This window comes from Thiobacter subterraneus (genome assembly GCF_055379455.1).
On sequence record NZ_AP042402.1, the window covers coordinates 2,606,594 to 2,632,029 of the forward strand.

General features: G+C 67.4%; 28 protein-coding genes and 1 pseudogene. 12 read left to right on the forward strand and 17 right to left on the reverse strand.

Features of this window, described 5'->3' with window-relative positions; all coding sequences use genetic code 11:
- Positions 1-16: 16 nt before the first annotated feature.
- Entirely contained in the window at positions 17-523 is a 507-nt protein-coding gene (locus ACZ42P_RS12865; RefSeq protein ID WP_464897931.1) for a DUF1993 domain-containing protein, read from the forward strand.
- A gap of 64 nt (positions 524-587) precedes the next feature.
- Entirely contained in the window at positions 588-1,391 is an 804-nt protein-coding gene (locus ACZ42P_RS12870; protein ID WP_464897932.1) for a M90 family metallopeptidase, read from the forward strand.
- Here ACZ42P_RS12870 and msrB read toward each other — a convergent pair.
- Both msrB and ACZ42P_RS12880 read right to left on the reverse strand, forming a co-directional pair.
- Positions 1,354-1,752: a peptide-methionine (R)-S-oxide reductase MsrB gene (gene msrB / locus ACZ42P_RS12875; RefSeq protein ID WP_464897933.1), complete on the reverse strand. Its 399-nt coding sequence runs from the start codon at positions 1,750-1,752 to the stop codon at positions 1,354-1,356. The genes ACZ42P_RS12870 and msrB overlap by 38 nt on opposite strands.
- A gap of 57 nt (positions 1,753-1,809) precedes the next feature.
- Positions 1,810-3,432, reverse strand: coding sequence for a SagB/ThcOx family dehydrogenase (locus ACZ42P_RS12880; protein WP_464897934.1), 1,623 nt, complete (start codon positions 3,430-3,432; stop codon positions 1,810-1,812).
- A 94-nt stretch (positions 3,433-3,526) separates the two neighbouring features.
- Between ACZ42P_RS12880 and ACZ42P_RS12885 the strand changes: the two genes are divergently transcribed.
- Positions 3,527-4,393, forward strand: a complete 867-nt coding sequence (locus ACZ42P_RS12885) for a GGDEF domain-containing protein (RefSeq protein WP_464897935.1) — start codon at positions 3,527-3,529, stop codon at positions 4,391-4,393.
- A 36-nt stretch (positions 4,394-4,429) separates the two neighbouring features.
- On the opposite strand, the gene ACZ42P_RS12890 is transcribed toward ACZ42P_RS12885, so the two are convergent.
- On the reverse strand, positions 4,430-5,002 hold the full coding sequence (locus ACZ42P_RS12890) for an RT0821/Lpp0805 family surface protein (RefSeq protein ID WP_464897936.1): 573 nt from the start codon (positions 5,000-5,002) through the stop codon (positions 4,430-4,432).
- A 149-nt stretch (positions 5,003-5,151) separates the two neighbouring features.
- Between ACZ42P_RS12890 and ACZ42P_RS12895 the strand changes: the two genes are divergently transcribed.
- Positions 5,152-5,814, forward strand: coding sequence for a response regulator (locus tag ACZ42P_RS12895; RefSeq protein WP_464897937.1), 663 nt, complete (start codon positions 5,152-5,154; stop codon positions 5,812-5,814).
- Here ACZ42P_RS12895 and ACZ42P_RS12900 read toward each other — a convergent pair.
- The 3 genes from ACZ42P_RS12900 to earP form a co-directional block, all read right to left on the reverse strand.
- Positions 5,796-6,038 (reverse strand): hypothetical protein, encoded by a 243-nt coding sequence (locus tag ACZ42P_RS12900; protein WP_464897938.1) that lies wholly within the window; start codon positions 6,036-6,038, stop codon positions 5,796-5,798. The genes ACZ42P_RS12895 and ACZ42P_RS12900 overlap by 19 nt on opposite strands.
- A 159-nt stretch (positions 6,039-6,197) precedes the next feature.
- A complete protein-coding gene (gene efp / locus ACZ42P_RS12905) occupies positions 6,198-6,755 on the reverse strand; it encodes an elongation factor P (protein ID WP_464897939.1) in 558 nt (185 codons plus the stop codon).
- Positions 6,756-6,795: 40 nt separating this feature from the next.
- Positions 6,796-7,935: an elongation factor P maturation arginine rhamnosyltransferase EarP gene (gene earP, locus ACZ42P_RS12910; protein ID WP_464897940.1), complete on the reverse strand. Its 1,140-nt coding sequence runs from the start codon at positions 7,933-7,935 to the stop codon at positions 6,796-6,798.
- Between the two features lie 71 nt (positions 7,936-8,006).
- Here earP and tsaB point away from each other — a divergent pair, with 71 nt between their 5' ends.
- The 6 genes from tsaB (at position 8,007) to ACZ42P_RS12940 (ending at position 11,856) form a co-directional block, all read left to right on the forward strand.
- Entirely contained in the window at positions 8,007-8,675 is a 669-nt protein-coding gene (gene tsaB / locus ACZ42P_RS12915) for a tRNA (adenosine(37)-N6)-threonylcarbamoyltransferase complex dimerization subunit type 1 TsaB (protein WP_464897941.1), read from the forward strand.
- Positions 8,672-9,133, forward strand: coding sequence for a ribosomal protein S18-alanine N-acetyltransferase (rimI, locus tag ACZ42P_RS12920; RefSeq protein ID WP_464897942.1), 462 nt, complete (start codon positions 8,672-8,674; stop codon positions 9,131-9,133). The genes tsaB and rimI overlap by 4 nt, the downstream gene beginning before the upstream one ends.
- Positions 9,134-9,252: 119 nt before the next feature.
- The gene (locus ACZ42P_RS12925; protein ID WP_464897943.1) at positions 9,253-9,837 is read left to right on the forward strand and encodes a uracil-DNA glycosylase; all 585 of its coding nucleotides are present in this window, start codon (positions 9,253-9,255) and stop codon (positions 9,835-9,837) included.
- A gap of 13 nt (positions 9,838-9,850) precedes the next feature.
- Positions 9,851-10,489, forward strand: coding sequence for a LemA family protein (locus ACZ42P_RS12930; RefSeq protein WP_464897944.1), 639 nt, complete (start codon positions 9,851-9,853; stop codon positions 10,487-10,489).
- Positions 10,490-10,505: 16 nt separating this feature from the next.
- Positions 10,506-11,348, forward strand: coding sequence for a TPM domain-containing protein (locus tag ACZ42P_RS12935; RefSeq protein ID WP_464897945.1), 843 nt, complete (start codon positions 10,506-10,508; stop codon positions 11,346-11,348).
- Between the two features lie 10 nt (positions 11,349-11,358).
- On the forward strand, positions 11,359-11,856 hold the full coding sequence (locus tag ACZ42P_RS12940; RefSeq protein WP_464897946.1) for a TPM domain-containing protein: 498 nt from the start codon (positions 11,359-11,361) through the stop codon (positions 11,854-11,856).
- A gap of 46 nt (positions 11,857-11,902) precedes the next feature.
- Here ACZ42P_RS12940 and lplT read toward each other — a convergent pair whose 3' ends face one another.
- Positions 11,903-13,192: a lysophospholipid transporter LplT gene (lplT, locus tag ACZ42P_RS12945; RefSeq protein ID WP_464897947.1), complete on the reverse strand. Its 1,290-nt coding sequence runs from the start codon at positions 13,190-13,192 to the stop codon at positions 11,903-11,905.
- A gap of 258 nt (positions 13,193-13,450) precedes the next feature.
- Between lplT and ACZ42P_RS12950 the strand changes: the two genes are divergently transcribed.
- Together ACZ42P_RS12950 and ACZ42P_RS12955 are read left to right on the forward strand one after the other, a co-directional pair.
- The gene (locus ACZ42P_RS12950; protein WP_464897948.1) at positions 13,451-14,353 is read left to right on the forward strand and encodes a LysR family transcriptional regulator; all 903 of its coding nucleotides are present in this window, start codon (positions 13,451-13,453) and stop codon (positions 14,351-14,353) included.
- Positions 14,354-14,373: 20 nt separating this feature from the next.
- Positions 14,374-14,727, forward strand: a complete 354-nt coding sequence (locus ACZ42P_RS12955) for a CBS domain-containing protein (RefSeq protein WP_464897949.1) — start codon at positions 14,374-14,376, stop codon at positions 14,725-14,727.
- Between the two features lie 37 nt (positions 14,728-14,764).
- Here the strand turns inward: ACZ42P_RS12955 and ACZ42P_RS12960 are convergent.
- The 10 genes and pseudogenes from ACZ42P_RS12960 to ACZ42P_RS13005 form a co-directional block, all read right to left on the reverse strand.
- Positions 14,765-16,309, reverse strand: a pseudogene (locus tag ACZ42P_RS12960) (PhoH family protein); the annotation flags it as partial.
- On the reverse strand, positions 16,234-16,701 hold the full coding sequence (locus ACZ42P_RS12965) for a peroxiredoxin (protein WP_464897950.1): 468 nt from the start codon (positions 16,699-16,701) through the stop codon (positions 16,234-16,236). The pseudogene ACZ42P_RS12960 and the gene ACZ42P_RS12965, both read right to left, overlap by 76 nt.
- 75 nt (positions 16,702-16,776) lie before the next feature.
- The gene (locus tag ACZ42P_RS12970) at positions 16,777-18,261 is read right to left on the reverse strand and encodes a diguanylate cyclase domain-containing protein (protein WP_464897951.1); all 1,485 of its coding nucleotides are present in this window, start codon (positions 18,259-18,261) and stop codon (positions 16,777-16,779) included.
- A 43-nt stretch (positions 18,262-18,304) separates the two neighbouring features.
- On the reverse strand, positions 18,305-19,219 hold the full coding sequence (locus ACZ42P_RS12975) for a polysaccharide deacetylase family protein (protein WP_464897952.1): 915 nt from the start codon (positions 19,217-19,219) through the stop codon (positions 18,305-18,307).
- Positions 19,220-19,306: 87 nt separating this feature from the next.
- On the reverse strand, positions 19,307-20,350 hold the full coding sequence (locus ACZ42P_RS12980) for a bifunctional UDP-4-keto-pentose/UDP-xylose synthase (RefSeq protein ID WP_464897953.1): 1,044 nt from the start codon (positions 20,348-20,350) through the stop codon (positions 19,307-19,309).
- A gap of 40 nt (positions 20,351-20,390) precedes the next feature.
- A complete protein-coding gene (locus ACZ42P_RS12985) occupies positions 20,391-21,308 on the reverse strand; it encodes a formyltransferase (protein WP_464899414.1) in 918 nt (305 codons plus the stop codon).
- On the reverse strand, positions 21,308-22,249 hold the full coding sequence (locus tag ACZ42P_RS12990) for a glycosyltransferase (protein WP_464897954.1): 942 nt from the start codon (positions 22,247-22,249) through the stop codon (positions 21,308-21,310). Before ACZ42P_RS12990 ends, ACZ42P_RS12985 begins: the two co-directional genes overlap by 1 nt.
- The gene (locus tag ACZ42P_RS12995; RefSeq protein ID WP_464897955.1) at positions 22,246-23,370 is read right to left on the reverse strand and encodes a DegT/DnrJ/EryC1/StrS family aminotransferase; all 1,125 of its coding nucleotides are present in this window, start codon (positions 23,368-23,370) and stop codon (positions 22,246-22,248) included. Before ACZ42P_RS12995 ends, ACZ42P_RS12990 begins: the two co-directional genes overlap by 4 nt.
- Complete coding sequence (locus tag ACZ42P_RS13000; protein WP_464897956.1) at positions 23,370-23,741, reverse strand: SMR family transporter; 372 nt, start codon at positions 23,739-23,741, stop codon at positions 23,370-23,372. The genes ACZ42P_RS12995 and ACZ42P_RS13000 overlap by 1 nt, the downstream gene beginning before the upstream one ends.
- The gene (locus ACZ42P_RS13005; protein ID WP_464897957.1) at positions 23,738-25,387 is read right to left on the reverse strand and encodes a glycosyltransferase family 39 protein; all 1,650 of its coding nucleotides are present in this window, start codon (positions 25,385-25,387) and stop codon (positions 23,738-23,740) included. Before ACZ42P_RS13005 ends, ACZ42P_RS13000 begins: the two co-directional genes overlap by 4 nt.
- Between the last annotated feature and the right edge of the window lie 49 nt (positions 25,388-25,436).

A 25,436-nucleotide genomic window follows, 5' to 3' on the forward strand; every position in this document is an offset into this window, starting at 1 on the left:
AAGAAGGAGAGACCCCATGAGCTTCACCGTCTATCAAGTGATCGTTCCGCCCCTGGGGCGCATGCTGAACAATCTGGCTGCCATCCTGGAAAAGGCCGCCGCTCATTGCGAGGCGCAAGGTATCGACCCCGAGGCCCTGCTGCGCTTCCGCCTCTACCCGGACATGTTCCATTTCACCAAACAGGTGCAGGTGGCCTGCGACCATGCCAAGAACGCTGCCGCCCGTCTCACTGGCGTGGAGGCGCCGGCCTTCGCGAATGACGAACGGACCTTCGCCGATCTGGTGGCCCGGGTGCGCAAGACCGCGGAATGGCTGGGGACCCTGCGCCCGGAACAGTTCGAGGGCGCGGAGGGGCGGGACGTGGTGATCCGCCGCGGTGAGACGGTAGTCACCTATCGGGGGGACGATTACCTGCTCAATCGTGCCCTGCCCAATTTCTATTTCCACGTCACGACTGCCTACGACATCCTGCGCCACAACGGTGTGCCCCTGGGCAAGCGCGACTATCTCGGGCAGGGCTGACGGCGTGCTGCGCGCAGCCGGCCACGTGTGTCGACTCACGCCCTGAATCATCCTCTGGATCATCATGGTCTGGAGCTTCAGGAACTGGCGGCGCCGGCAGGTGTTGAAGCGTCATCCCCTGCCGGACCGACTCTGGCAGGCGGCCGTGGAAAACATGCCCCTCCTTGCTGGCATGAGCGAGGCGGACCTCGCCCGCCTGCGCGAGTGGGTGACGCTGTTCCTTCACGAGAAGGTGATCACCGGGGCGGGCGGGCTCATGCTCACCGATGCCATGCGGCTTCACATTGCCATCCAGGCCTGTCTGCTCATCCTCAACCTGGATCTGGATTACTACCGGGACTGGGTGGAAGTCATCGTCTATCCGGACGAGTTCGTGCCGGAATACGAATACACGGACGAAGACGGCCTGGTGCACCACGTGCGCGAGCCCATGAGCGGCGAGGCATGGCTTACCGGGCCGGTGATCCTCTCCTGGCATGACGCGGCGGGGGCCCACGATGTGCCGGGCTACAACGTGGTGATCCACGAGTTCGCCCACAAACTGGACATGCTAAACGGCGAGCCCAACGGTTTTCCGCCGCTGCACCGCGACATGAGCCGGGCGGCGTGGAGCGAAGCCTTCGGCGCTGCCTACCAGGATTTCTGCCGGCGGGTGGCGGCGGGGGAAGACACGCCCATCGACCCCTACGCGGCGGAAACGCCGGGCGAGTTCTTCGCCGTGCTCAGCGAGGTTTTCTTCGAAACGCCGGAGGTTCTGCTCCAGACCTATCCGGCCGTGTACGGGCAGCTCGCGCGGTTCTACCGTCAGGACCCGGCCGCCAGGCGGGCGCTCACGGCGCCTTCTCGAATTTCAGCGACACCGAGTTGATGCAGTAGCGCAGGCCGGTGGGAGGCGGGCCGTCTTCGAACACGTGGCCGAGATGGGCGCCGCAGCGGCTACAGGTGACTTCGGTGCGCACCATGCCGTGACTAAAGTCGGTCTCGGTGGCGATGCTGTCCGGCGAGATGGGTGCCCAGTAGCTGGGCCAGCCGGTGCCGGAATCGAACTTGGTCTCCGAGCTGAACAGGGGCTCGCCGCAACAGGCGCAGCGGTAGATGCCGGTTTCGTGATGATCCCAGTAGGCGCCGGTGAAGGCGCGCTCGGTGCCCTTCTCCCGGCACACGCGATACTGTTCCGGCGTGAGCTGGGCACGCCATTCCTCCGGGGTCTTGTGGATCTTCTCGCTCATGGCCTTCCTCCTTCTTGGCAGGCTGTATGGTAGCCGAAGCCGTCCTGCGCGGCGCCATCAGACACGCACCCGCGGCCGCTGCAGATGGGCGTAGGCGGGCAGGGTCTGCAGGCGGGCGTCGGCCAGCGCCGCGCCCACCGTGAAGTGATAGAGATCCTGAAAGTCGCGGCCTCCGAGGCCCAGCAGTTCGTGTGTGGCATCGTCGAAGAAGCAGCCGATCCCCGTGCCCTGCAATCCCGCCGCTTCTGCGGCCAGGTAAAGCACCTGGCCGATCATTCCCGCTTCCCAGTGGAGCTGCCGGTACACCCAGGGGCCTTCCGCCAGCGGATCGTCGAATTCCGCCAGCATGGCCACGGCGAAGGCCCCGTCGGCGGCAATGTCCTGATGGCAGGAGAGGATCTGCGCCGCGCCGCGCGCATCGCCGCTTTGCAGCCGATACAGGGGCAGGTGGCCGGGCCAGTCTTCGGCACGCTGCCAGGCGAAAGCCGGTGACAGGGCCGCGCGCAGTTTGGTTTCCGCCCCGGCCCGCCGGGGGAGGAGATAGAGGCCCGGCGCGAGTCCCTCCACCCGGTGCACGAACAAGACCAGATGCACCCGGGGCGCCCAGCCGAGGGCATCAAAGGGGGCAAGGCCCGGGCGTGGCAGGGTCAAATCCAGCATGCGGCAGAAGGCATCGCGGGAAATGGCCGTGACGCCGTCGAAGGCCTGGGCGCTGCGCCGCTGGCGGATCAGCCGGGCGGCGGGCGCGTCGGCCACTTCGGGCGAGGGGAGGGGCAGCGTCGGGGGCGTCCAGCCGTGGGGAGGGGTCGCCGGCTTGCGCGTGGCCTTGGCGACCTCTTCGATCACCGGCCAGTCGCGGGCGTGGTGGGGCGAGAGGCGGTTGGCCCGGCCCTGCCAGTCGCGCGTGGATTGGACCAGGGGCCCGAGGGGCCAGTCGGCGGGCAGCGGCCCGGGCCCCACCAGCACCAGGAGGTCCGGATGTTCGCCTTCCGCCTCCACGAAGTCGGGCGTCCGGTCGAGGCCGAGCAACGCGGCGATTTCGGCATCCGCCACACCCTCCAGCAGGCGAGCCTGCCAGCCCAGGGTGGCGGCGGCGAAGCGCAGGGCGGCGAGGGCATGGCCCGCGTCGTGCTGGCAGTAGCGGAAGGCCCGCTCGCCGTATTTCCACGCCTCGCGCCAGGGAATGGCGGACAGGCCCACCAGCAAGCATCCCGGCGGCAGCAGGGCGGCTTGCGCCGCGAGGGCGGCACGGCGTTCCAGAAGATGGTCGCGGCTCAGATAGTGGTAGACCCCATCGGCCAGGCCCGGGCAGTCCTGCAGGACCAGATAGCCCTCGGTGGGATGCAGGTTGCCGCTGGAAGGATTGCAGCGCAGGGCCCAGCGGGTGCCCCCGTAGGCCTTCCAGGCAGCGAGCCCAAGGGCGAGTTCCAGCAGGGCCGCCACGCTCTCGATGCCCAGGGGGCGGGGCGCTACGGCACCCGGCCGGAACAGCTCCCCCCAGGGGGTGGCGGGATGATGGGCAGCAAGCAGGGGCAGTTCGATGGAGGAGGCGCCCGCGAAGTGGCGGAAGGGGTCGGGCTGGGTAGCCCAGTCGAGCCCGCCGGGCCCGGCGGCATAGCGCTTAAGATGGTGCTTGCTGCGCTCGTGGTAGGCGAGCACGGTGGCAGGGTCTGTGGTCATGGGCATGGCAGGCAAGGCCTCACCCTACCACGTCCCCATGCCAACGATGCAGGACGGCGGTAGCATGGCAGGAAGGCGTGGAGGGGCAAGTCCGATGAAACCCGTCCTGGATATCGTATTCGGTCTGACACGGCTGAAGAAGCCCGTGGCCCTGGCCCTGGGTCTCTTCCTGTTCGGCCTGATCGCCCTGCTGGACGCCTTTGCGCCCGCGGCGCTCAGCGCCCATTCCCTGTTCCTGTTGCCCATCGTGCTGGTGGCCTGGAACGTGGGGGCGGCCTGGGCCGCGGGCTTCGCCGTGGCTGCGGGAGGGGTGTCCATCCTGGGCGGGCTGGCCTTCGGTCACCCCTATGCCAGCGCCAGCCTGCTCATCCTGAGCGCCCTGTTGCGCACCGGGGTCTATCTGCTGGTGGCGCTTGCCATCGCCAAGCTGATGCGTCGCCTCTACGACCAGGAATGTGCCCTGTCGCGGACGGATTTCCTCACGGGGCTGCCCAACCGCTACGCCTTCTACGACGTGGTGGGGTGGGAGCTGGAACGCCAGCGCCGCTACGGCGGGCCCCTGTCCGTGATCTACCTGGACTGCGACAATTTCAAGCAGGTCAACGACCGGCTGGGCCACAGTGCCGGCGACGCGCTGCTCAAGACAGTGGCGCAGGAAATCAGCCGCAACCTGCGCAGCACCGATCTGCCCGCCCGGCTGGGTGGGGACGAGTACGCCGTGCTTCTGCCCCAGACGGGCGGCGAGGCGGCCCTGCGTGTGGCGGAAACCCTGCAGGAGGCTTTGAATGCGGCCATGCGGGCCCATGGCTGGGAAGTGACCTTCAGCATCGGCGTGGCCGCCTGCGAGGTGCCGCCGCGCGACGTGGATGCCCTGATCGAGCTGGCCGACCGGCTCATGTACCAGGCCAAGGAGGGCGGCAAGAACCGCATCGCCTATGCTGCCCACTGCGAACCGGCCTAGGGCCGGCCGCCGGCAAGACACCGGACAGGGCGCGGCCTACATGAGCTGCCAGGCGCCCGTGCCGTCCCGGCAGGCCGTGCCCCGGGTCACCACGCGGCGCCCCTGCAGGATGCGCTCGGTGGTGAACTCGCGGCAGTCGCGCCCTTCCAGCCGGAAGTTGCGGGTGGGCACGACGGCATACTCGACGCCGGTATTGGGGTTCACCCACATCACCCGCCGTCCGGGTGGCACCAGCTCCAGAGTGTGGCCGATGCAGGCGCGGTCTGCCTCGTCCAGGTCGCGTCCAATCTGGGCGCCGAGCACGGCACCCAGCACGGTGCCCACCACGATGGCCACGGCGCGGCCCTCGCCCTGTCCCACCTGGGAGCCGATGGCACCTCCCACCACGCCGCCGAGCACCGCGCCCACCGCTGCATAATTGCAGCGGCCCACCAGCACGCCATAGTCCTTTGGCCATTTTTTGCCGGCGTAGCCGATGTAATAGGGATCATGCTTCTTGCGCCAGCCGTGGGCGGGGGCATGGGCGGGCGGGTCGGCCCAGCCGGGGGGTGGCAGCAGGCCGAGACTCAGGATGATCAGCGGTAACAGGGTACGCAGGCGGATCGGCATGGGCTATCCTTTCGTCAGCGGAGGATGAGCCCATTCTAGCCCGCCGCAGCGCGGTGCAGTCTATGAACGTTTCGTCAGGTCGCGCCGCCGGGAGGGTGTCATGGGGCGGTTCCCCCCGGGCCGCACCTGCAGCGTGATAAGGAAAAGCAATGCGCATACTGCTGGCCGATGACCATTCCCTGTTCCGCGAGGGTCTGCTGTACGTGCTCAAGGATCTGGGCACCGATCCCGACGTGGTGCAGGCGGCGGATTATCCGGGTGCACTGGAGGCGGCCGAACGCAACCCCGATTTGGATCTCGCCCTGCTGGATCTCAACATGCCCGGCATGGCCGGGCTCACCGGTGTGCGTACCTTCCGCAGCCGCTTTCCCCTGATTCCCGTGATCGTGCTGTCGGCGAGCGAATCGCCGGAAGACGTGAGACAGGCCCTCGATGCGGGGGTGCTGGGCTATATTCCCAAGTCCTCCACTGCCCAGGTGATGTTGAGTGCCATTCAGCTGGTGCTGGCGGGCGGTGTCTATTTGCCCACCCTGCTGTTGGGCCACGAGGGCACGCCCCAGGAAAGCCCGCCGCGCCAGGCAGCACCCGGACGGCGCGGCACCCGCGGCCTGACGGAGCGCCAGCTCCAGGTGCTGGCGCTGCTCGCGGAGGGTAAGCCCAACAAGGTGATCGCCCGCACCCTGGACATCACCGAGGGTACCGTGAAGATCCACCTGGCGGCGATCTTTCAGACCCTGGGCGTGCGAAACCGCACCGAGGCGGTGATCGCCGCCCAGGAGATGGACCTCTCGCCTTACCGCCTGACGGGTTGAGCGGGGCGCCGCGGCGCGCTGACGTCGGCCGCGGCCGGCGCCTGGCGTTCCTGATGGTTGACCGCCGCGATCAGGGCCAGGGACAGCGCCCGCGCCTGTTCGATGCTGAGATGGATGTCCGGACCCGAACCCGCGCCCACACTCAGGCGCACGCCGCTGCCGGCGGCGGACGAGGCGGCTTCGACACGTACCGGTGTGTGCAGGATGGTCGGCGTCATTTTCATGGCACTCCCCTTTCCAGTGTGGCGATGGCGCAATTTGAACGCAGCAAGGTTACCGGGGGGTGACGCCGGCGGGCGTCTGGCATTCGCCATATGCCGAAAGCCATAGACGCAAAAAAGCCAGGCAGCGCCTGGCTTTTTTTGACGGGTGAGGCCGTTGTTTCAGGAGGTGATGCGGCGGCGGTATTCGTGGGTGCGGGTGTCGATTTCGATCTTGTCCCCGGTCTCGCAGAACAGGGGCACCTGGATCTCGAAGCCGGTGGCCAGCCGGGCGGGTTTCATCACCTTGCCCGAGGTGTCGCCGCGCACCGCCGGTTCGGTGGTGATTTCGCGCACCACGGTGGTGGGCAGTTCCACGGAAATGGCCTTGCCGTTGAAGAACACCACCTCCACCGGCATGCCGTCCTCGAGGTAATGGATGGCATCGCCCATGTTGTCCGCCTCCACCTCGTACTGCTCGAAGTTTTCGTCCATGAACACGTACATGGGGTCGGCAAAGTAGGAGTAGGTGGCGGGCTTGCGGTCGAGCACCACCACGTCGAACTTGTCATCGGCCTTGTACACCGTTTCGGCTGCGGCGCCGGTGAGCAGGTTCTTCAGTTTCAGTTTCACCACCGCGGCATTGCGGCCGGAGCGGTTGTATTCGGCTTTCTGGACGACCATCGGATCCTTGCCGATCATCACCACGTTGCCTGCGCGAAGTTCCTGTGCGGTTTTCATAAGCTGTCTCGATACCTGGACTGGTTCAAAAAACTTTGAATTATAACCTATTCTCGCAAAATTGCACCAGACGCTGCACCAGGCTCGGCTGGCGGCCCAGGTGCCCGGCCCAGCGTTGGGCGTGGCCGGCGAGGCTGGCTGCGTGGACCAGGCAGGCCTGCCAGGCGCCGGCTACCCCCGTCTGCCGGTTCCACGCCTGCCACAGGGCCGTGAGGGCGGCAGCGGCTGCGGGTGCAAGACCGGCGACATAGACGGCGAGAAAGGCATTAAGTTTCCGCCAGTGCACCTCATCGTCCTGGGGGTAGATATGCCAGGCGAAAGGGCGCGCCGCCCACTGGGCGCGCACGAAGGAATCCTCGCCGCGCACGAAGTTGAAATCGCAGGCCCACAGCAGCCGGTCGTACTCGTCCTGGGGCAGGAAGGGCAGCACGTGGAGCGTAAGGCGGTCGCGACACAGGGTGCGGCCGGGAGCGAGGGGCTCACCGAGGGCCGCCGCAACCTGGGGCAAAAGCCGCCCCTCCGGCACCAGGCAGCGCACGGGGTGCGGACCCCGGCGCCACACACCGAGCAGTTCCGCCACCGCGGCATTCTCGTAGGCGAACAGGGAGATGCGCCGCTCGCCGGCTTCCCGCGGCGGCACGCCCAGGGCCTGCCAGAAGGCGGCCTCGGCCGCGGGATCGGCCTGAAAGGCCGCGCGGCGCTCCAGAAGATCCGCTTCCCGCAGCAGTCCCCCGGTGTGGGGCCCGAACCCCGGAAAAAAGAAATGCTTGACCAGGGGCAGCCGGGGATGGGGGGAGGTCAGGGCATGATGACGCGGCACCCAGTCTTCGGCGCTCAGGTACTCCAGGTTGATCCACAGGGGCGCGGGCGTGCAGCGCGCCATGGCCGCGACGAAGGGCTCGGGCAGATGGCAGGCGAAAGCCTCGATGACCACCTGGTGGGGGCGCACCGTGGGCAAAGGGTCGGTCCAGTGGCGCACTTCCACGCCGGCCACCCGCTGCTCGGGCACTTCGGCCCGGACCGTGGGCACGAGACGCGCCAGCACCGCCGGCTGGTCGATCCAGAGGCGCACCTCGAATCCGTATTCGGCGGCGAGCTGCCGGGCGAGGCGCCAGCAGACGCCGGCATCGCCGAAGTTGTCGATGACGGTGCAGAAGATGTCCCAGCTCTGGCACGGCATGGCCTGCATGCTAGCGGAGACGGGCGCACCGTGCACCTGCAGGCGGCAGGGAAATCCGGGATAATGCGCCCATGCACCTGCTGGCCTTCGACACGTCCACCGAGTACCTTTCCGTCGCCCTGCGCTCGCGGGGCGAGACCTTGAGCCGCGATCTGCGCGCGGGCCAGCAGCATTCGGATCTGCTGCTCCCGCTGGTGCGGGAGCTGCTGGCGGAAGCGGGGCTGGCGCTGGGGCAGCTCGACTGCATCGCCTTTGGGCAGGGGCCCGGCACCTTCACCGGACTGCGTATCGGCTGCGGCGTCGCCCAGGGCCTGGCCTTCGGTGCCGGTCTGCCCCTGGCGCCGGTGTCCACCCTGCTTGCCCTGGCCGCGGGCAGCCGCGCCCCGCGCGTGATTGCCTGCCTCGATGCCCGCATGGGCGAGATCTATCACGCGGTGTTCCAGCAGGAGGCGGCGGGCTGGCGGACCGTGAGCGGACCGAGCCTGTGCGCGCCCGCGGCAGCTCCCGAGGTGGAGGGCAGCCACTGGACCGGCGTGGGCAGCGGGTTTTCCGTGTATCACGAGGCCCTGTCCCAGCGCTATGCAGGACGTCTGGCGCGTGTGGACGGCACGCTGTTTCCCCATGCCGCCGATATCGCCGCCCTGGCCGAGGCCGAAGGCCCGGCCGGCTGGATTGTCCCCGAGCAGGCCACGCCCTTTTACCTGCGGGACAAGGTGGCCCTCAAGACAGCCGAACGATGAGCGCCGTCCTGGACCTGCAGCCTGCCTTCCGTCCCATGCGCCGGAAGGATTTGCCACGGGTGATGGAGATCGAACGGGATCTCTATCCCTTCCCCTGGAGCGAGGGCAATTTCCGCGACTCCCTGCACGCCGGCTACAGCTGCTGGGTGATCGAGCAGGGTGGGGAGGTGATTGGTTATGCGGTGCTGATGCTGGCGGCAGACGAGGCCCACGTGCTCAACATCGCCATCGCCCGCGGCTGGCAGCGCAGGGGGCTGGGCAGCGCCCTCATGCGCCACCTCATCGAGCTGGCGCGGGGCTACGGGGCACGGGAGATCTTCCTCGAGGTGCGCCCCTCCAATGAAACCGCGCGTCGCCTCTACCAGGGGATGGGCTTCAATGAGATCGCGCTGCGGCGCAACTATTACCCCGCCCCGGACGGACGCGAGGACGCGATCCTGATGGCCCTCACCCTATGAAGACCGTGCCTGCCGCCTGGCTGGAGGAGATGGGCCTCGCCCCCCTGTGGCGGCGGCGCCGCCCGTCCGGCCCCCCGGCCCCGACTGTGCCGGCGCCTGCTGCGCAGGACGTGGGTCGAATGGACTGGGCGGCGCTCAAGGCTGCGGTCGCCGCGTGCACCGCCTGCAAGCTGGCCGCGACACGCACCCAGACCGTGTTCGGCGTGGGCGACGAGGCGGCGGACTGGCTGTTCGTGGGCGAAGGACCGGGGGCGGAGGAGGACCTCAAGGGGGAACCCTTCGTGGGCCAGGCCGGGAAGCTGCTGGACAACATGCTGGCGAGCATCGACCTCAGGCGTGGCGAAGGGGTGTACATTGCCAACGTGGTGAAATGCCGGCCGCCGGGCAACCGCAACCCGGAGCCGGAGGAGATCGCCGCCTGCGCCCCCTGGCTCGACCGTCAGATCGAGCTGATCGCGCCCCGTCTCATCGTGGCGCTGGGCAAGGTGGCGGCGGTGCGCCTTTTGGGACGCGATGCCAGCATCGCCAGCCTGCGCGGCAAGCTTTGGGCGTATCATGGGCGACCCCTGATCGTCACCTATCACCCGGCCTATCTGCTGCGCAATCCGGCCGACAAGGCCCGCGCCTGGGAAGATCTTTGTTTCATCCGGGAGCAGATGCAACGCCTGCAGGCTTTGCCCCGGCCTGCCGCCCCAACGTCTTGACGGAGGATGTTTCATGCGCAAAGTGCTGACGTGGCTGTTTCTGCTGGCAATGGCCTTTGGCCTGTCGGGTTGTGGCTACAATCGGCTGCAGGCCCAGGACGAGGCCATCAAGGCCGCCTGGGCCGAGGTGCTCAACCAGTACCAGCGACGGGCGGATCTGGTGCCCAATCTGGTCAACGTGGTCAAGGGCTATGCCGCCCACGAGAAGGACGTGCTGACCCAGGTCACCGCGGCGCGGGCGCGCGTGGGGCAGATCCAGGCCACCCCCGAGCTGATCAACGATCCCAGGGCCTTCCAGCAGTTCCAGGCGGCCCAGGGTGAACTCTCCAGCGCACTCACCCGCCTGCTGGCGGTGGCGGAGAACTATCCCCAGCTCAAGGCCGATGGCCTGTTCCGGGACCTGCAGGCCCAGCTCGAGGGCACCGAGAACCGCATCGCCGTGGCGCGCAACCGCTACATCCGCGCCGTGCAGGAGTACAACACCACCGTGCGTCAATTTCCCACCAATCTGACGGCCATGCTGTTTGGCTACCAGCCCAAGCCCAGCTTCACGGTGGAGAACGAGAAGGAAATTTCCCGGCCGCCGCGGGTCGATTTCGGCGCGCCCGGGCCGGTGCCGTCGCCCTCCGGGGCGGAATATTCCAGCCAATGACGTCCGCCCCACGCGTGTGAGCGTTTTCCTGCGCCTGTGGCTGTGTCTTCTGGCGCTGGGGTGGCTGGCTCCCGGCCACGCCGAGCAGCCCGTGCCCCCGCTCACCGCGCGGGTGACCGATCTCACGGGCACCCTGGCCCCGGCCGAGCGGGCCGAACTCGAGGCGCGGCTCGCGGCGCTGGAGACCCGCAAGGGGGCCCAGATCGCCGTGCTCATCGTACCCACCACCGAGCCCGAGACCATCGAGCAATACGCGCGACGGGTGCTGGATGAGTGGAAGCTGGGGCGCAGGGGCATAGACGACGGCGCCCTGCTCTTGGTGGCCAAGGCAGACCGCCGGGTGCGCATCGAGACCCAGTACGGGCTGGAGGGTGTGATCCCGGACGCGGTGGCCAAGCGCATCATCGAGGAAGAGATCGTGCCGCGTTTCCGCGCAGGCGACTTCGCCGGCGGCATCCGTGCCGGGGTGGAGCGCATGGCGGCCCTGGTGGAGGGCGAGCCCCTGCCGCCACCCCGGCCGCAGCGGACCGCAGGGCCCGGTGAATGGCTGCCCGTCCTGGCCTTCCTCGTGTTGTTCGTGGGGCGGCTTTTGGGCAGCCTGTTCGGCCAGCTCCCGGGTGCCGTCCTCGGGGCGGTGCTGGCGGGCCTGCTGGTCTGGCTGGGCCTGGGTTCCTTCCTGCTGGGCCTCGCGGCGGGCTTTGTCGTGTTCGTCCTGCTGCTCGCGGGGCGGGGCGGCGGGGGAGGCTGGGGAAGCGGCTGGGGCGGCGGCTGGACGAGCGGAGGCGGCGGCCTTGGCGGAGGCGGGTTCAGCGGCGGGGGCGGTCTGGGCGGAGGCGGCGGCGCCTCCGGCCGCTGGTGAGGATGCAAGCATGAAGCTCGGCCGCCTGTTGCGACATCTGTTCTTCCCCGCCTGGTGGCTGCGGGTGCGCTTCCCCCGCCGGACCCTCGAGGCCATCGAGGACGCTATCCGCGCGTCGGAGCAAACCCACCGCGGCCAGATCCGCTTTGCGGTGGAGGCGAGTCTCGGTCTGCCCGCCCTGGTTGCGGGGGTCACGCCGCGCCGGCGCGCGCTGGAGGTGTTCGCCCAGCTCGGTGTCTGGGATACCGAGGAGAACAACGGCGTGCTGATCTATGTGCTGCTGGCCGACCGGGACGTGGAAATCGTCGCCGACCGGGGCATCGCGCGGCGGGTGCCGGCACAGGAATGGGAAGCCATTTGCCGGCGCATGGAAGCGGCCTTCCGCCAGGGCCGTTTCGGGGAAGGCGCGCTCACGGGCATCGAGGCGGTGGGTGCGCTTTTGGCCCGCCACTTTCCGCCCCAGGGTGCCGCGGCCAACGAATTGCCGGACCGCCCGGTGCTGCTCTGATCGGGCGCAGCCTGCCCGGGCCGCCGAGCGCCCCGGGGCGGGCGTTCTAGGGATGGCTGGAGGTACGCGCCACTTCCAGCAGACGCTGGATCTCGGGTCCGTGTTCCCGCGCGTTGCGGCGCTGCCACTGGATCACCAGCACCATGGTGGCGGACACGAACAGCCCGAACAGGACGATGGCGGCGTTCACCGGCACCTCCAGCCGGCCCAGCAGATAGTAGGCCGCCACCATGACCAGGATGCCCGCGTTCTCGTTGAAGTTCTGCACCGCGATGGAGTGTCCTGCCCCCACCAGGATGTGGCCCCGGTGCTGCAGCAGCGCATTCATGGGCACCACGAAGAAGCCCGCGGCCGCGCCGATGAGCACGAGCACGGCCTGGGCGACGACGGGATCCTTGACGCCGATCATGAGGCACACCAGCCCACCCATGGCCACACCCACCGGCAGGACCGCCAGGGCACGGTGGATGGGAATGAGCCAGGCCGCCACCACTGCCCCGGCTGCCATGCCCACCGCGGCGATGGCCTGGAGTTTGGTGGCGTGTTCCACGTCCAGACCCAGGGCCATCTTGGCCCAGTCCAGCACGATGAACTGCAGGGTGGCGCCGGCGGCCCAGAACAGGGTGGTCACCGCCAGGGAGATTTGGCCCAGCTTGTCCAGCCACAGCACCTTCACGCAGTGGCCGAAGTCGCGCAGCAGATACCAGGGATTGCGCTTGACCGGCTTGTGGTCCACGCCGGTGTTGGGGATGTAGAGGTTGATCAGCGCCGCCGCGAGGTACAGCAGGCCGATCACGGCAATGGCGCCGGCGGTGGGGGTATCCAGTCCCGGCAGGTTCAGACCGGTGAGGAAGGTGCTGGCCGGAGGCAGCAACAGCCAGCCGCCCAGCACGGTGCCCAGGATGATGGCGGCCACCGTGAGGCCCTCGATCCAGGCATTGGCGCTGACCAGCAGGCGCGGTGGCAGCAGCTCGGTGAGGATGCCATATTTGGCAGGCGAATAGGCCGCAGCGCCCAGTCCCACGATGCCATAGGCGAGCAGCGGATCCACGTGGAAGAACATCAGCGCGCAGCCCAGGATCTTGATGCCGTTGCTGATGAGCATGACCCGACCCTTGGGCATGGAGTCGGCAAACGCGCCCACGAAGGCGGCGAGCGCCACGTAGGACACCGTGAAGTAGAATTTCAAAAGGGGCGCGTACTCGGGGCTGTTGAAGAAATCCCGCAGCAGCACGATGGCGGCGATGAGCAGCGCATTGTCGGCGAGGGCCGAGCAGAACTGGGCGGCCATGATGACGTAGAAGCCGCCCGGGAGACGTTGTTGCGTGGAGGTCAAGGGTGAAACAGCCGGCGCCGATGCCGGTCCAAACTGGGCATGCGGCTTTATACCATGAAGCCCTGACGGGCGTAAGCGCGTTGCCGCAGGGGGCTGGCCGGTGCGGGACGGCGGGTGCCCGGCACCGGAGGCCTTTCATCGGGTTTCTGGTCTTCGGCTGAGGTTTGTGCTTAAATGCTGTCCCCCGCTGGTGGGGCAGGCGCGGTTTCCGGCGCGCGTCGGCAGGTCTTCAGGCCGGATCTCGGTGCAGGTTCTTCCATGGCGGATCGTCGTCTCCAGGTCTTCTACACGGTGGCCAAGCAGCTGTCCTTCACCAAGGCGGCGGAGCTTTTGTACATGACCCAGCCGGCGGTGACGTTCCAGGTCAAGCAGCTGGAGGAGCACTTCAATACCCGCCTGTTCGAGCGCAGCCACAGCAAGATCAGCCTGACCCCGGCGGGTGAGCTCGCCCTGCAGTACGCCGAGAAGATCCTTGCCCTCACCAACGAAATGGAAACCCGGCTGGGGGAGCTGACCGGCCAGGTCTCGGGCACGCTCATGGTGGGGGCCAGCACCACCATTGCCGAATACATGCTGCCGCGCCTGCTGGGCGACTTCAAAAACCGCTATCCCCACGTGCATTGCCGCCTGACGGTGGCCAATTCCGAGACCATCGAATCCAAGGTGGCGGATCACACGCTGGACGTGGGCCTGATCGAGGCGCCGTCCCACCATCCCCAGCTCGCCGCCGAGGTGTGCAGCGAGGACGAGCTGGTGGCCATCTGCGCCCCGGGCCACCCCATGGCCACGCAGGCGGCGGTAACCCCCCAGCAGCTCGCGGAACTGCCCTACGTGAGCCGGGAGGACGGCTCGGGCACGCGCGAGGTGGTGGACGCCTATTTCCGTGCCAACGGCATCCACCCGGACGATCTGCACATCGTGATGGAGCTGGGCAGCCGGGAGGCCATCAAGGGCGCGGTGGAGGCGGGTCTGGGCATTGCCATCGTCTCCCGCGCCACGATCGTCAAGGAACTCAGGCTGGGTGGACTGGTGGCCGTGCCCCTGGAACCGCCCCTGCGCCGGCCCCTGTCCATGGTGTACGCCAAGGAAAAATTCCGGTCGCGCCTGCTGCAGACCTTCCTGGACTTCGTCAAGGCCTCCCTCGCCCCCCAGGCGGCCTGAGGCGCACGGGAATCTGGCCCATGGATGCCCGGGACCGCCAGCTGTTGCGTCTGTTCCGGGCGCTGCCCGAGCAGGATCGCGCCACCCTGCTGGCCTTTGCCGAATTCCTTGCCGCCCGCACGCCGCGCCCGGCCCCGCCCCGGGAACCGCTGGCCATTCCCCGCCCCGCCGAGGAGAAAGTGGTTCAGGCCATCCGCCGCCTGCGGGAGACCTATCCCATGCTGGATCACGGGAAGATGCTCAACGAGGTGTCCCAGCTCATGACCCAGCACGTGGTGCACGGCCGGCCGGCGGCGGAAGTGATCGACGAGCTGGAGCTCCTGTTCCGCGCCCATTACGAGCGTCTCGTGGGCGCGCAGGAGGATCACGGCTAGCCCGCCCGGCCCCTGGGCGCGGGGCGGGGAAAGGGCGTCAGAGGATTTCCGCCGCGTGATCCGCGAGCCGTGAGCGCTCCCCGCGCATCAGGGTCACGTGCCCGCTGTGGGCCCAGCCCTTGAAGCGGTCCACCACATAGGTGAGGCCGGAACTGCCCTCGGTGAGATAGGGGGTGTCGATCTGGGCGATGTTGCCTAGGCAGACCACCTTGGTGCCGGGACCGGCGCGGGTGATGAGGGTCTTCATCTGCTTGGGCGTGAGGTTCTGGGCCTCGTCGATGATGAGGAACTTGTTGATGAAGGTGCGCCCGCGCATGAAGTTCAGGGACTTGATCTTGATGCGCGAGCGGATCAGATCCTGGGTGGCGGCGCGACCCCATTCGCCCGCCTCGTCGTCGGTCTTGTTGAGCACGTCCAGGTTGTCTTCCAGGGCCCCCATCCAGGGCGTCATCTTCTCTTCCTCGGTCCCCGGCAGAAAGCCGATGTCCTCGCCCACGGGCACGGTGACGCGGGTCATGATGATCTCGTTGTAGCGCTTCTCCTCCAGCACCTGGGTGAGCCCCGCAGCCAGGGTGAGCAGGGTCTTGCCGCTGCCCGCCTGTCCCAGCAGGGTGACGAAGTCCACGTCCGGATTCATGAGCAGGTTGAGGGCGAAATTCTGTTCCCGGTTGCGGGCGGTGATGCCCCAGACGTTGTTCTTCGCGTGGGTGTAATCCCGCACCGTCTGCAGGAGCGCCGTGTTGCCCACCCGCTCCTTGACCATGGCGTACAGGGGGCGATCCCCTTCCTGGTAGACGAATTCGTTGATGAGAAGCTCTTTGCACAGGGGGCCGCGGATGCGGTAATAGGTGCGGCCGCCTTCCTGCCAGGATTCCATGCCTTTGCCGTGGGTCTCCCAGAAATCCGGGGGCAGGGGGCGCGTGCCGGTGTAGAGGAGATCCGTGTCCTCCAGCACCTTGTCGTTGTAGTAGTCCTCCGCGGGCAGGCCCAGGGCGCGCGCCTTGATGCGCATGTTGATGTCCTTGGACACCAGCACCACTTCCCGTTCCGGGTATTGGCGGGACAGATGCAGCATCACGCCCAGGATCTGGTTGTCGCCGCTGTTGCCGGGCAGACCGGCGGGCAGCTCGCCGCTCACGGCACTGGTCTGGAGGAACAGACGGCCGGTGGCGGCCTCGCCGCTGAAGGGCGCCAGGGGAATGCCCTGCTCGATCTCGGTCTGGGGACCGGAGACGATCTGGTCCAGGAAGCGGCTGGCCTGGCGCGCATTGCGCGCCACCTCCGTCATGCCCTTCTTGTTGTTGTCCAGTTCCTCGAGGGTCATCATCGGCACATAGACGTCGTGCTCCTCGAAGCGGAACAGGCTGGAGGGATCGTGCATCAGCACGTTGGTGTCCAGCACGAACAGCTTGGTGAGGGGGGCTTTGCGGGATGCCTTGCGGCGGTTGTGGGCCATGGCTTGGAGGTGGGAAGGGTCGGTGGCAGCGGAAGGGGCGTCGTCGAGGGTCATAGGCTCTGCACGAAGTGGAGGACATCCTGCGCATGGCCCGGCACTTTCACGCCGCGCCATTCCCGCACCAGCAAACCGTCACGGTCGATGACGAAGGTGCTGCGTTCCACACCGCGCACCTGCTTGCCGTACAGGTTTTTCAGCTTCATGACACCGAACAGCTGGCAGACACGCTCGTCCGGATCGCTCAGCAGGTCGAAGGGCAGACCCAGCCGGGCCTTGAAGTTTTCGTGGGATTTGAGGCTGTCCCGGGAAATGCCGAAGATCTCGGCACCGGCCTCGCGGAATGCCCCATGGAGATCACGGAAATCCGCCGCCTCGCTGGTGCAGCCGGGCGTGCTGTCCTTGGGGTAGAAATACAGCACCAGGATCCGGCCCCTGTGCTGCGACAGACGGAAGGTCCTGCCGCCGGTCGCGGCAAGTTCGAAATCGGGAACGGGATGGCCGACTGCCAGCTCAGCCATCGCCCAGGCGGCCTCTTGGCATCGCAGTCATGCCTGCATTGTTCGCAAAATTTTTTGAAAACGCAAGCGCACCCTTCAGCGGCGGCCGGCCGTTTTTTGCGCATACATCCGACTGTCCGCGGCGCGCAGCAGGGCGTCCCAATCCGCGCCATCTTCGGGGAAGCGGGCGACCCCGATGCTGGCGGAGGGCACGATCAAGCCGTCCTCGATGGGCAGGGGCTGGGCGAGCACGCCCCGCAGCTTGGCCGTCAGGTGCGTAAGATCCGTCACCGTCCCCGCCTCCTCCAGCAGGATCACGAATTCGTCGCCGCTCAGGCGGGCCACCGTATCGCTTCCCCGCAGGACGTTGCGCAGGCGCTGGGCGATGGTCCTGAGCAGCAGATCCCCCACGTGGTGGCCGTGGCGGTCGTTGATCTGCTTGAACCCATCCAGGTCGAGGAAGAGCAGGGCGAATCCACGTCCCTCCCGTTGCGCGCGCTGGCGCGCCTGCTGGAAGCGGTCCAGCAGCAGCGCGCGGTTGGGCAGGCCGGTGAGGGGGTCATGGGTGGCGAGATAGGCCAGGCGGCGTTCTGCGCGGCGACGCTCGGCTTCCAGCCGGCCATGGATGCGCAACAGCGCCAGGAGGAGGACGAGGGTGGTGAGGGCGCCCGCTGTTGCCGCCACCAGCCCCGTGGGCGGCAGGTCGCGCCAGGTGAGCTGGCGTTCGGCCTCAAGCAGGAACGACTGGCCTGCCACGGTCACGGTGGTATCCCGGGCGAGGCGGGGCAGCAGATGGCGGGCGAACGGGTCCACGGTTTCGCCCGCACGGCGCACGAACAGGGTTTCGCCGCTTCCCGCCTGGCGCAGGGTGAGGGAAAGGGGCAGGTGCTGGCCACCGGCCAGGGGTTGCACCAGTCCGGCCAGATCCACCACCAGCAGCACGGTCTGTGCGCCGGCCGGGCGCTGCGGCACCGGACGGAACAGCACGTAGGCCAGCTGCCCTTCCACCAGGCGGAACGGTGGGCTGGCCGCGAAATCGCCCTGGGCATGGCTGCGGGCAAGGGCCTTAGCGAGGAAGGGCACGGAATCCAGATCCAGTCCCAGAACCGCTTCCGATCCCGGACGCAGCGGCTCCATGAAAACGATGGGGTGGTACCAGGGCTTGGCAGGCACATCGTCCCAGTGACGCTCCTCGTAGCGGAAGTTGCGCACCCGGAAGCCCGGGTGTTCCTGCTCCATGCGGGCTTCGAAGGCTGCGAGCAGGCCGGCGGGCACCGCCTGGGCCACTTCCAGGGCGAAGATATGGGGATGGCGCGCCAGCACCTCCGCCGCATAGCGCCGAAGCAGCGCCGGCTCCCCCGCCGGGCTTGCGGCGACCAGACCGGCGAAGCCGTCCAGCACCAGGGCATTGGCGATCAGCCGGGATTCCAGCCGCTCCTTGGCGGTGGCCAGGTCGGCGAGGAAGCGGCTTTCCGTCTCACGCAGCCCCGCCAGGTACACCAGGGCGAGGAGTCCCGCGACGAACAGCCCCCACGTGCTCCAGGCGAGCGCGGGAATGAATCGCAGACGGAAAGGGCTCATGGGTTTGCGGGCAGGGGCGCCCCCAGAGCTTAACCCAAAAAGCCTAAGCCGGTGTCGGGAAGATGTCGCCCTGGACGCACAGGCGACCGGAGCGGCCCGGAATCTCCCGCAGCACCACCTCGTGGTAGGGCAGGCGGGCAGGGTCGAGGTCCGCCCGCAGGCCGGCCAGATCCGTGACTTCGTAGCCCTGGTCGCGCCAGCCCGCGAGCAGGCGCTCGAACACCGGCGCCAGCTTCATGCCCTCCAGCTCCGCGTGGAGGGTATAGACGTGACCGGTGGCGGGCGGGTCTGCCGTGAGGGCCAGCAGGTGCTCGGCCACATTGACCTCGGTCACACCGTCGCGGCCGATGAGTTCGTCCAGCGTGGGCAGGGTGGTGGGCAGTTGCGGGCAGTCGATGATTTCTGCGTTCCAGAGGGGAATGAAGGGATGCGTGCCCCGGCAGTCGGAAGCGTGGCTCAAACCCATGCGCTGTTCCAGGCGGAAGGCATGCACGTTCATCTGCCAGCCGGCGGCCCCGAACACCCGCGCCGGTTCGCCGAAGATGTCCTGGAAGCGGCGCGCCGCCGTTTCCATCTCGCGGGCCGTCCACTCGGCGTCGGCCTGCTGCACATGATCCTGCCAGCGCACGTGGTCGTGGCTGTGGATGCCCACTTCGAAACCTGCGTCGCGCACCTGGCGCAGGATGGTGGCGCAGCGCCGTCCGATGTCCGGCCCCGGCAGCAGGGTGCCGTAGAGCAGGGTGGCAAGCCCGTAATGGGAGGCCACCGAGGTGCGTGTGACCTTCTTCAGGAAGCCCGGCCGGAATACCCGCCTGATGGCACGCCCGGTGTGATCGGGACCCAGGCTGAAGAGAAACGTGGCGCGCGCCCCGTGGCGCGTCAGCATTTCCATCAGGCGCGGCACGCCCTCGCGGGTGCCGCGGTAGGTGTCCACGTCGATCTTGAGGGCGAGTTTCATGGTGGTTTCGTCGACGCAAGTCGCAGGGGCGGCCGGCCGTCGCGGGTTTACTGTGTCGTCCTAGCTGCCTTCCCCGTCGGATTGTCGTTATTCCACCAGCTTGCGGGCCTCGGCCACCTGACCCTTGTAGGCATCGAAGATGTGCCGCAGGGCTTCCTGCATACTCACCCGGGGCGCCCAGTCCAGGTCGCGCATGGTGTTGTCGATGCGGGGCACGCGGTTCTGCACGTCCTGGTAGCCCTGTCCGTAGTACTCGCTGGACCCGGTCTCCACCATTCGCACCCGCGCCGCGGTCTCCCGGTATTCCGGATAGGTCATGGCCAGGTCGAGCATCATCTGCGCCAGTTCCCGCACCGAGTAGTTGTTGGACGGGTTGCCGATGTTGTAGATGCGGCCGCTGGCCACGCCATTTTTGTTTTCGATGATCTTCATCAGGGCGTCGATGCCGTCCGAGACGTAGGTAAAGGAGCGTTTGGCGTGTCCGCCATCCACCAGCTTGATGTCCTCGCCGCGCACGATGTGGCCGAGGAACTGGGTGATGACCCGTGAGCTGCCCTCCTTGGGCGTGAAGATGGAGTCCAGCCCTGCGCCGATCCAGTTGAAAGGACGGAACAGGGTGTAATCCAGTCCTTCCTGCATGCCGTAGGCGTGGATCACACGGTCCATGAGCTGCTTGGAGCAGGCATAAATCCAGCGCGGCTTGTTGATGGGGCCATAGACGAGTTCCGAGGTTTCCGGATCGAAGGCTTCGTCCCGGCACATGCCATAGACTTCGGAGGTGGAGGGGAAAATGATGCGCTTTTTGTATTTCACGCACTGGCGCACGATGGGCAGGTTGGCCTCGAAATCCAGCTCGAACACGCGCAACGGCTCGCGCACATAGGTGGCGGGCGTGGCGATGGCCACCAGGGGCAGCACCGTGTCGCACTTGCGGATGTGGTATTCGATCCACTCCCTGTTGATGGTGATGTCGCCCTCGAAGAAGTGAAAGCGGGGATGGCCCATGATATCGGCCACGCGGTCGCTCATCATGTCCATGCCATAGACTTCCCAGTCCGTGGTTTCCATGATGCGTTTGGAGAGATGGTGACCGATGAAGCCGTTGACGCCGAGGATGAGAACGCGCTGCATGGATGCCTTTCGATGAAGCGGAAACCAAAAATTATACGGGTCAGCTAAGGGCCCAGGGACCCGGACCACAGCAGGTAGCGAGGGTGGCGGCGCTGACCTCTCTGCCCTCCACCTCCAGCTGCAGCACGCGCAGCACGCCGCCGTCGCGGCAGTGGGCGAACAGCCGGTCGTCTTCTGCATAAAGGGTGGCGGTGAGAGTGGGTGAGCGGGTGCCGGCCACACGGGTGCGCAGCAGACGCGCGGGCCGTCCCGCCACGGTGCACAGGGCACCGGGAAAGGGCGGCGCCACGGCCCGCACCAGATTGTGGATGTCACGCGCCGGGCGGGACCAGTCGATGCGTCCGTCCTCGGGCTTGCGCCCGCCGAAATAGGACCCCGCAGAAAGATCCAGGGGCCGGCGCGGCGCGGTACCGGCGATGAGGGCCGGCAGGCTGCGGTGCAGCACCATTTCGGCGGCACAGGTCACCTTTCGAAACACGTCCAGGGCAGTGTCGTCCGGCAGGATGGGCACCGCCTGCTGGTCCACCAGATCCCCGGCATCGGGCTTGGTGGTCATGTAGTGCAGGGAGGCGCCCGTTTCCGTTTCGCCGTGGAGGATGGCCCAGTTCACCGGCACCCGGCCACGGTATCGGGGCAGCAGCGAGCCGTGCATGTTCAGGGCGCCGCGGGCCGGAATGGCCAGCAGCGGTGCCTTGAGCATGTGGCGGTAGTAGAAGGAAAACAGGAAATCCGGCGCCAGGGCGCGGATGCACTGCACGACCTCGTCTGTGTTGGGATCACGCGGCGTGATGACGGGGATGTCGTAATCCGCCGCGAGCCGGGCAACGCTGCCGAACCAGATGTTTTCCTCCGGGTTGTCCTCGTGGGTGACCACCAGGGGCACCTGCACCCCGTGGGCCAGCAGCACGGAGAGACAGCGCACACCCACGTCGTGATAGGCGAAGACGACGGCGCGCATCATGCCTCACCCTGCTCCAGCACGGCCTGGATCACGTAGCGCGGCCGGGTGCGCACCTGCTGGTAGATGCGCCCCACGTATTCGCCCAGAAGACCAATGCCGAACAGGGCGATGCCGATGAGGAAGAACAGGATGGCGAACAGGGTGAACAGCCCTTCGGCCTCGGGGCCTACGATCACACGGCGGATCACCAGGAACACGAAAAACGCCGCCGACAGCAGGGACACCGCGATGCCGAACAGGGAGAACATCTGCAGCGGCACGATGGAGAAGGCCGTCACGAGATCGAAGTTCAGCCGGATCAGCCGGTACAGGGAATATTTGGATTCCCCGGCGGCCCGTTCCTCGTGTTCCACCACCACTTCGGTGGGATTGCGGGCAAAGGTGTAGGCGAGCGCCGGGATGAAGGTGTTGACTTCCGAGGTGCCGTTGATCAGGTCGATGATCTGCCGGCTGTAGGCGCGCAGCATGCAGCCTTGGTCGGTCATCTTCACATGGGTGATGCGTTCCCGCAGGCGGTTCATCGCCCGCGACGCCCAGCGGCGCCAGGCACTGTCCTTGCGCTGGCGGCGGATGGAGCCCACGTAGTCGTAGCCTTCGTCCATGCGGGCGAGCAGCTTGCCGATTTCCTCGGGCGGATTCTGCAGGTCGGCATCCAGGGTGACGATCCGGTCGCCGCGGCAGTGTTCGAAGCCGGCCATGATGGCCAGATGCTGGCCGAAGTTGCCGTTGAGTAGGATCACGCGGGTGACGTCGGGCCGCCTTTCGAACTGCTCCCGCAACAGGGCCGCGGAGCGGTCCCGGCTGCCGTCGTTGACGAAGATCACCTCATAGCTGCGGCCCAGGGCGTCCAGTGCCGGATAGAGGCGCGCGAACAGGGCGGGCAGGCCCGCCTCCTCGTTGTACACCGGGATCACCACCGAGACTTCCGGATGGTTCATGCCCGCGCCTCCTCGAGCACTTCCGCCAGGGCCGTGCACACCCGATCCACATCCGTGTCTGCCATGGCCGGAAACAGGGGCAGGGTGACGATGCTGCGGCCGATGGCCTCGGCCACGGGGAAATCACCCTCGCGCCAGCCCAGATCCCGGTACAGCCGGAACAGGTGGATCGCCGGATAGTGCACCCCGATGCCGATGCCCCGCGCCTTCATGCGGGCAATGAATTCGCCCCGGGAGATGTTCATGCGGGACAGGGGCAGCAACACCTGAAACATGTGCCAGTTGCCGTGCTCGAAGTCGGCGCGGGGCAGGCCGAGCGCCAGGCTCGGATCCAGTCGCGCGAAATAGCGTTGGGCAAGCGCCCGGCGGCGTGTGGTGAAGGCATCGAGATGTCTCAACTGGCCAAGGCCGATGGTGGCGGCGATGTCCGTGAGATTGGCCTTGCCTCCCAGCACGTCCACACTCATTTCACCGTCCGGATGGCGCGTGACACCCTGCAGCCGCAGTTTCTCCGCGAGGGGCGCGAGCCCGGGGTCGGGCAGCACCAGCGCGCCCCCCTCGCCGGTGGTGATGTTCTTGTTGGCATGGAAGCTGAAGGCGACCAGATCGCCGAAACTGCCTATGAATTTGCCGCGCCAGCTGGCGCCGAAGGACTGGGCGGCGTCCTCGATCACGCGCAAGCCGTGGGCCCGGGCGATGGCATAGAGGCGGTCCCGGTCCACCGGCAGGCCCGCCAGATCCACCGGCATGATGGCCCGGGTGCGTGGCGTGATGGCGGCCTCGATGCGGTCGAGATCGATGTTGCGGGTGTGCGGGTCCACGTCCACGAACACCGGCCGGGCGCCCACGGTGAGGATGACATTGGCAGTGGCCACCCAAGACAGGGGCGTCGTGATGACCTCGTCACCCGGGCCGATGCCGGCCAGGCGCAGGGCGATCTCCAGCGCCGCCGTGCCGGAACTGAACACGCGCACCGTGCGGCCGCCACACAGCTCGGACAGGCGTGCCTCGAACTCTGCACAGCGGGGGCCGGTGGTGAGCCAGCCGGAGCGCAGCACCTTGACCACCTGCGCGATGGTGTCCTCGTCGACGGCGGGGCGCGTGAAGGGAAGGAACTCCATCAGGAACGGGCGACGATGTACACGCCGAGAATGATGACGCCGATGCCCAGCAGGCGCGTGGGCGTCACCGCCTCCCCGAACAGATACCAGGCGGCGATGGCATTGAGCACATAGCCCACGGAAAGCATGGGATAGGCCACACTCACCTCCACCCGGGACAGCGCCATGATCCACACCACCAGACTGACGCCGTAGCACACCATGCCGGCCAGGATGAAGGGTTGGGTGGCGAGCTTGAGGCCCACCGGCCAGACGTTCTCCGCGGTGAAGGCAAAGTGGCCCACGGCGTTGGTGCCTGCCTTGAGCAGCAGCTGGGCGACGGCGTTGAGCAGCACGCCGGTGAAAATCAGGCTGGCCGAGACCAGGTTCATGGCGCACCTTCCCGGGGCGGCGCGATGGCCACGTGTTCCCGGTCGCGCACCAGCAGGCGGTGAGGCAGGCGGTCCTTGAGCTGGTCGTAGGCATCGGGTTTGAGAATGGCCACTGCAGCGCGCTCGCCGGGGAAGCGTGCCATGAAGGTCGCGAGATCAGGGCCGCGCCGCCACGGTTCCTGAATGAGACCGAAGGCCATTTCGTCTTCGTGGGCCACCAGGGTGCAGGTCCGCTTGAGATAGAACGGCAGGGTCTGGTCGTACATTTCCACGCAGTAGAGAGTTGAGTCCGGTCGCAGCAGGGGCCGCAGCTTGCGCGCGAAATCATACCCCGAATTGATGGGCGCCAGCGCCTCGTGGCCGCTCACCACGGCCTGGGCCGCCAGCAGGCCGCCCAGGGCCGTCGCCAGCGCCGCGGCCAGACGCCGTTCCCGCGTGAGCCAGTGCCAGGCAAGTCCCAGGGCGACCATGAGCAGTGCGGCGCCGGCGGCGAGCCACAGGCCGTAGCGCCCGTAGAGCGTGGGCTCCGCCTGGGCGTAACGTTCGAAGGCGAAGGCTCCCGCGAGGGTGATCAGCACCACGGCAGTAAGACCCATGGCAATCTCGAGGCGCAGGCGGCGCGCCGGGGCGCGCGCCCAGGCATCACCGATGAGAAGCGCCAAGGCCGGAAACACCGGCAGGATGTAGCCCGGCAGCTTGGACTGGGACACACTGAAGAAACCCACCACCACGATCACCCACAGAAGCAGAAACAGACGCGGCCGGAACGCCGGCTGGCCGCACTCCGCGGCAAAGGCGCGGGCAAGGGCGGGGAACAGGCTGCCCAGCCACGGCAGGCTGCCCAGGAGGAGCAGGGGCAGGTATTCGTACCATGGCTGATACCGGTGATGGACCCGCGTGAGGAAACGCTCGAAATGCTCGTGGATGAAGAAGAAGCGGGCGAACTCGGGGTTGGCGAGGGACACGGCCACGAACCAGGGCGCAGCAATGAGGAAAAACAGCACCAGACCGGGCAGCAGATGCAGACGGCGCCACACGGCGAAATCGCGGGTGAGGAGCGTGTAGGCGGTGAGTGTCAGTGCAGGCAGCACCAGTCCGATCAGACCCTTGCTCAACAGGGCGAGGGCAGTGGCGGCCCAGGCCAGGAGCATCCAGTTGCGCTGCGCTTTTGGGTCTTCCCGGGTCTGGGCGAGCAGGAAGGCGGTCCAGGCCAGCTGCAAAAAGAAGCTTACGCCCATGTCCAGGGAATTCACGTGCCCGCCCAGCACGTAATAGGCGCTGGAGCCCAGCACCAGGGCCGCCAGCAGTCCCGCCGGCTCGCCGAACAGGCGGCGGCCGGCGAACCAGGCGAATAGCACCCCGGCCCAGCCGGTGAGTGCCGTCCACAGGCGCGCGGTCCATTCGTGTTCGCCGAACAGACGGTAGGCCACCGCGGTCGCCCAGTACTGCAGGGGCGGTTTCTCGAAGTACTTGATGCCGTTGAGGCGCGGCGTGACCCAGTCGCCGCTTTGCGCCATTTCCCGCGGGATCTCGGCGTAGCGGCCTTCGTCCGGGCGGATCAGGTGGCGGCTGTCCAGATTGCCGAACCAGAGCAGGGAAAACAGCACGAGCAGGAGAAGGGGGAAGGTGCGGGAAAACGCAGGCATGAAGGGAAAGGATAGGCCTCGAGGCTTAGGGCACCCTTAACGGGTTTGC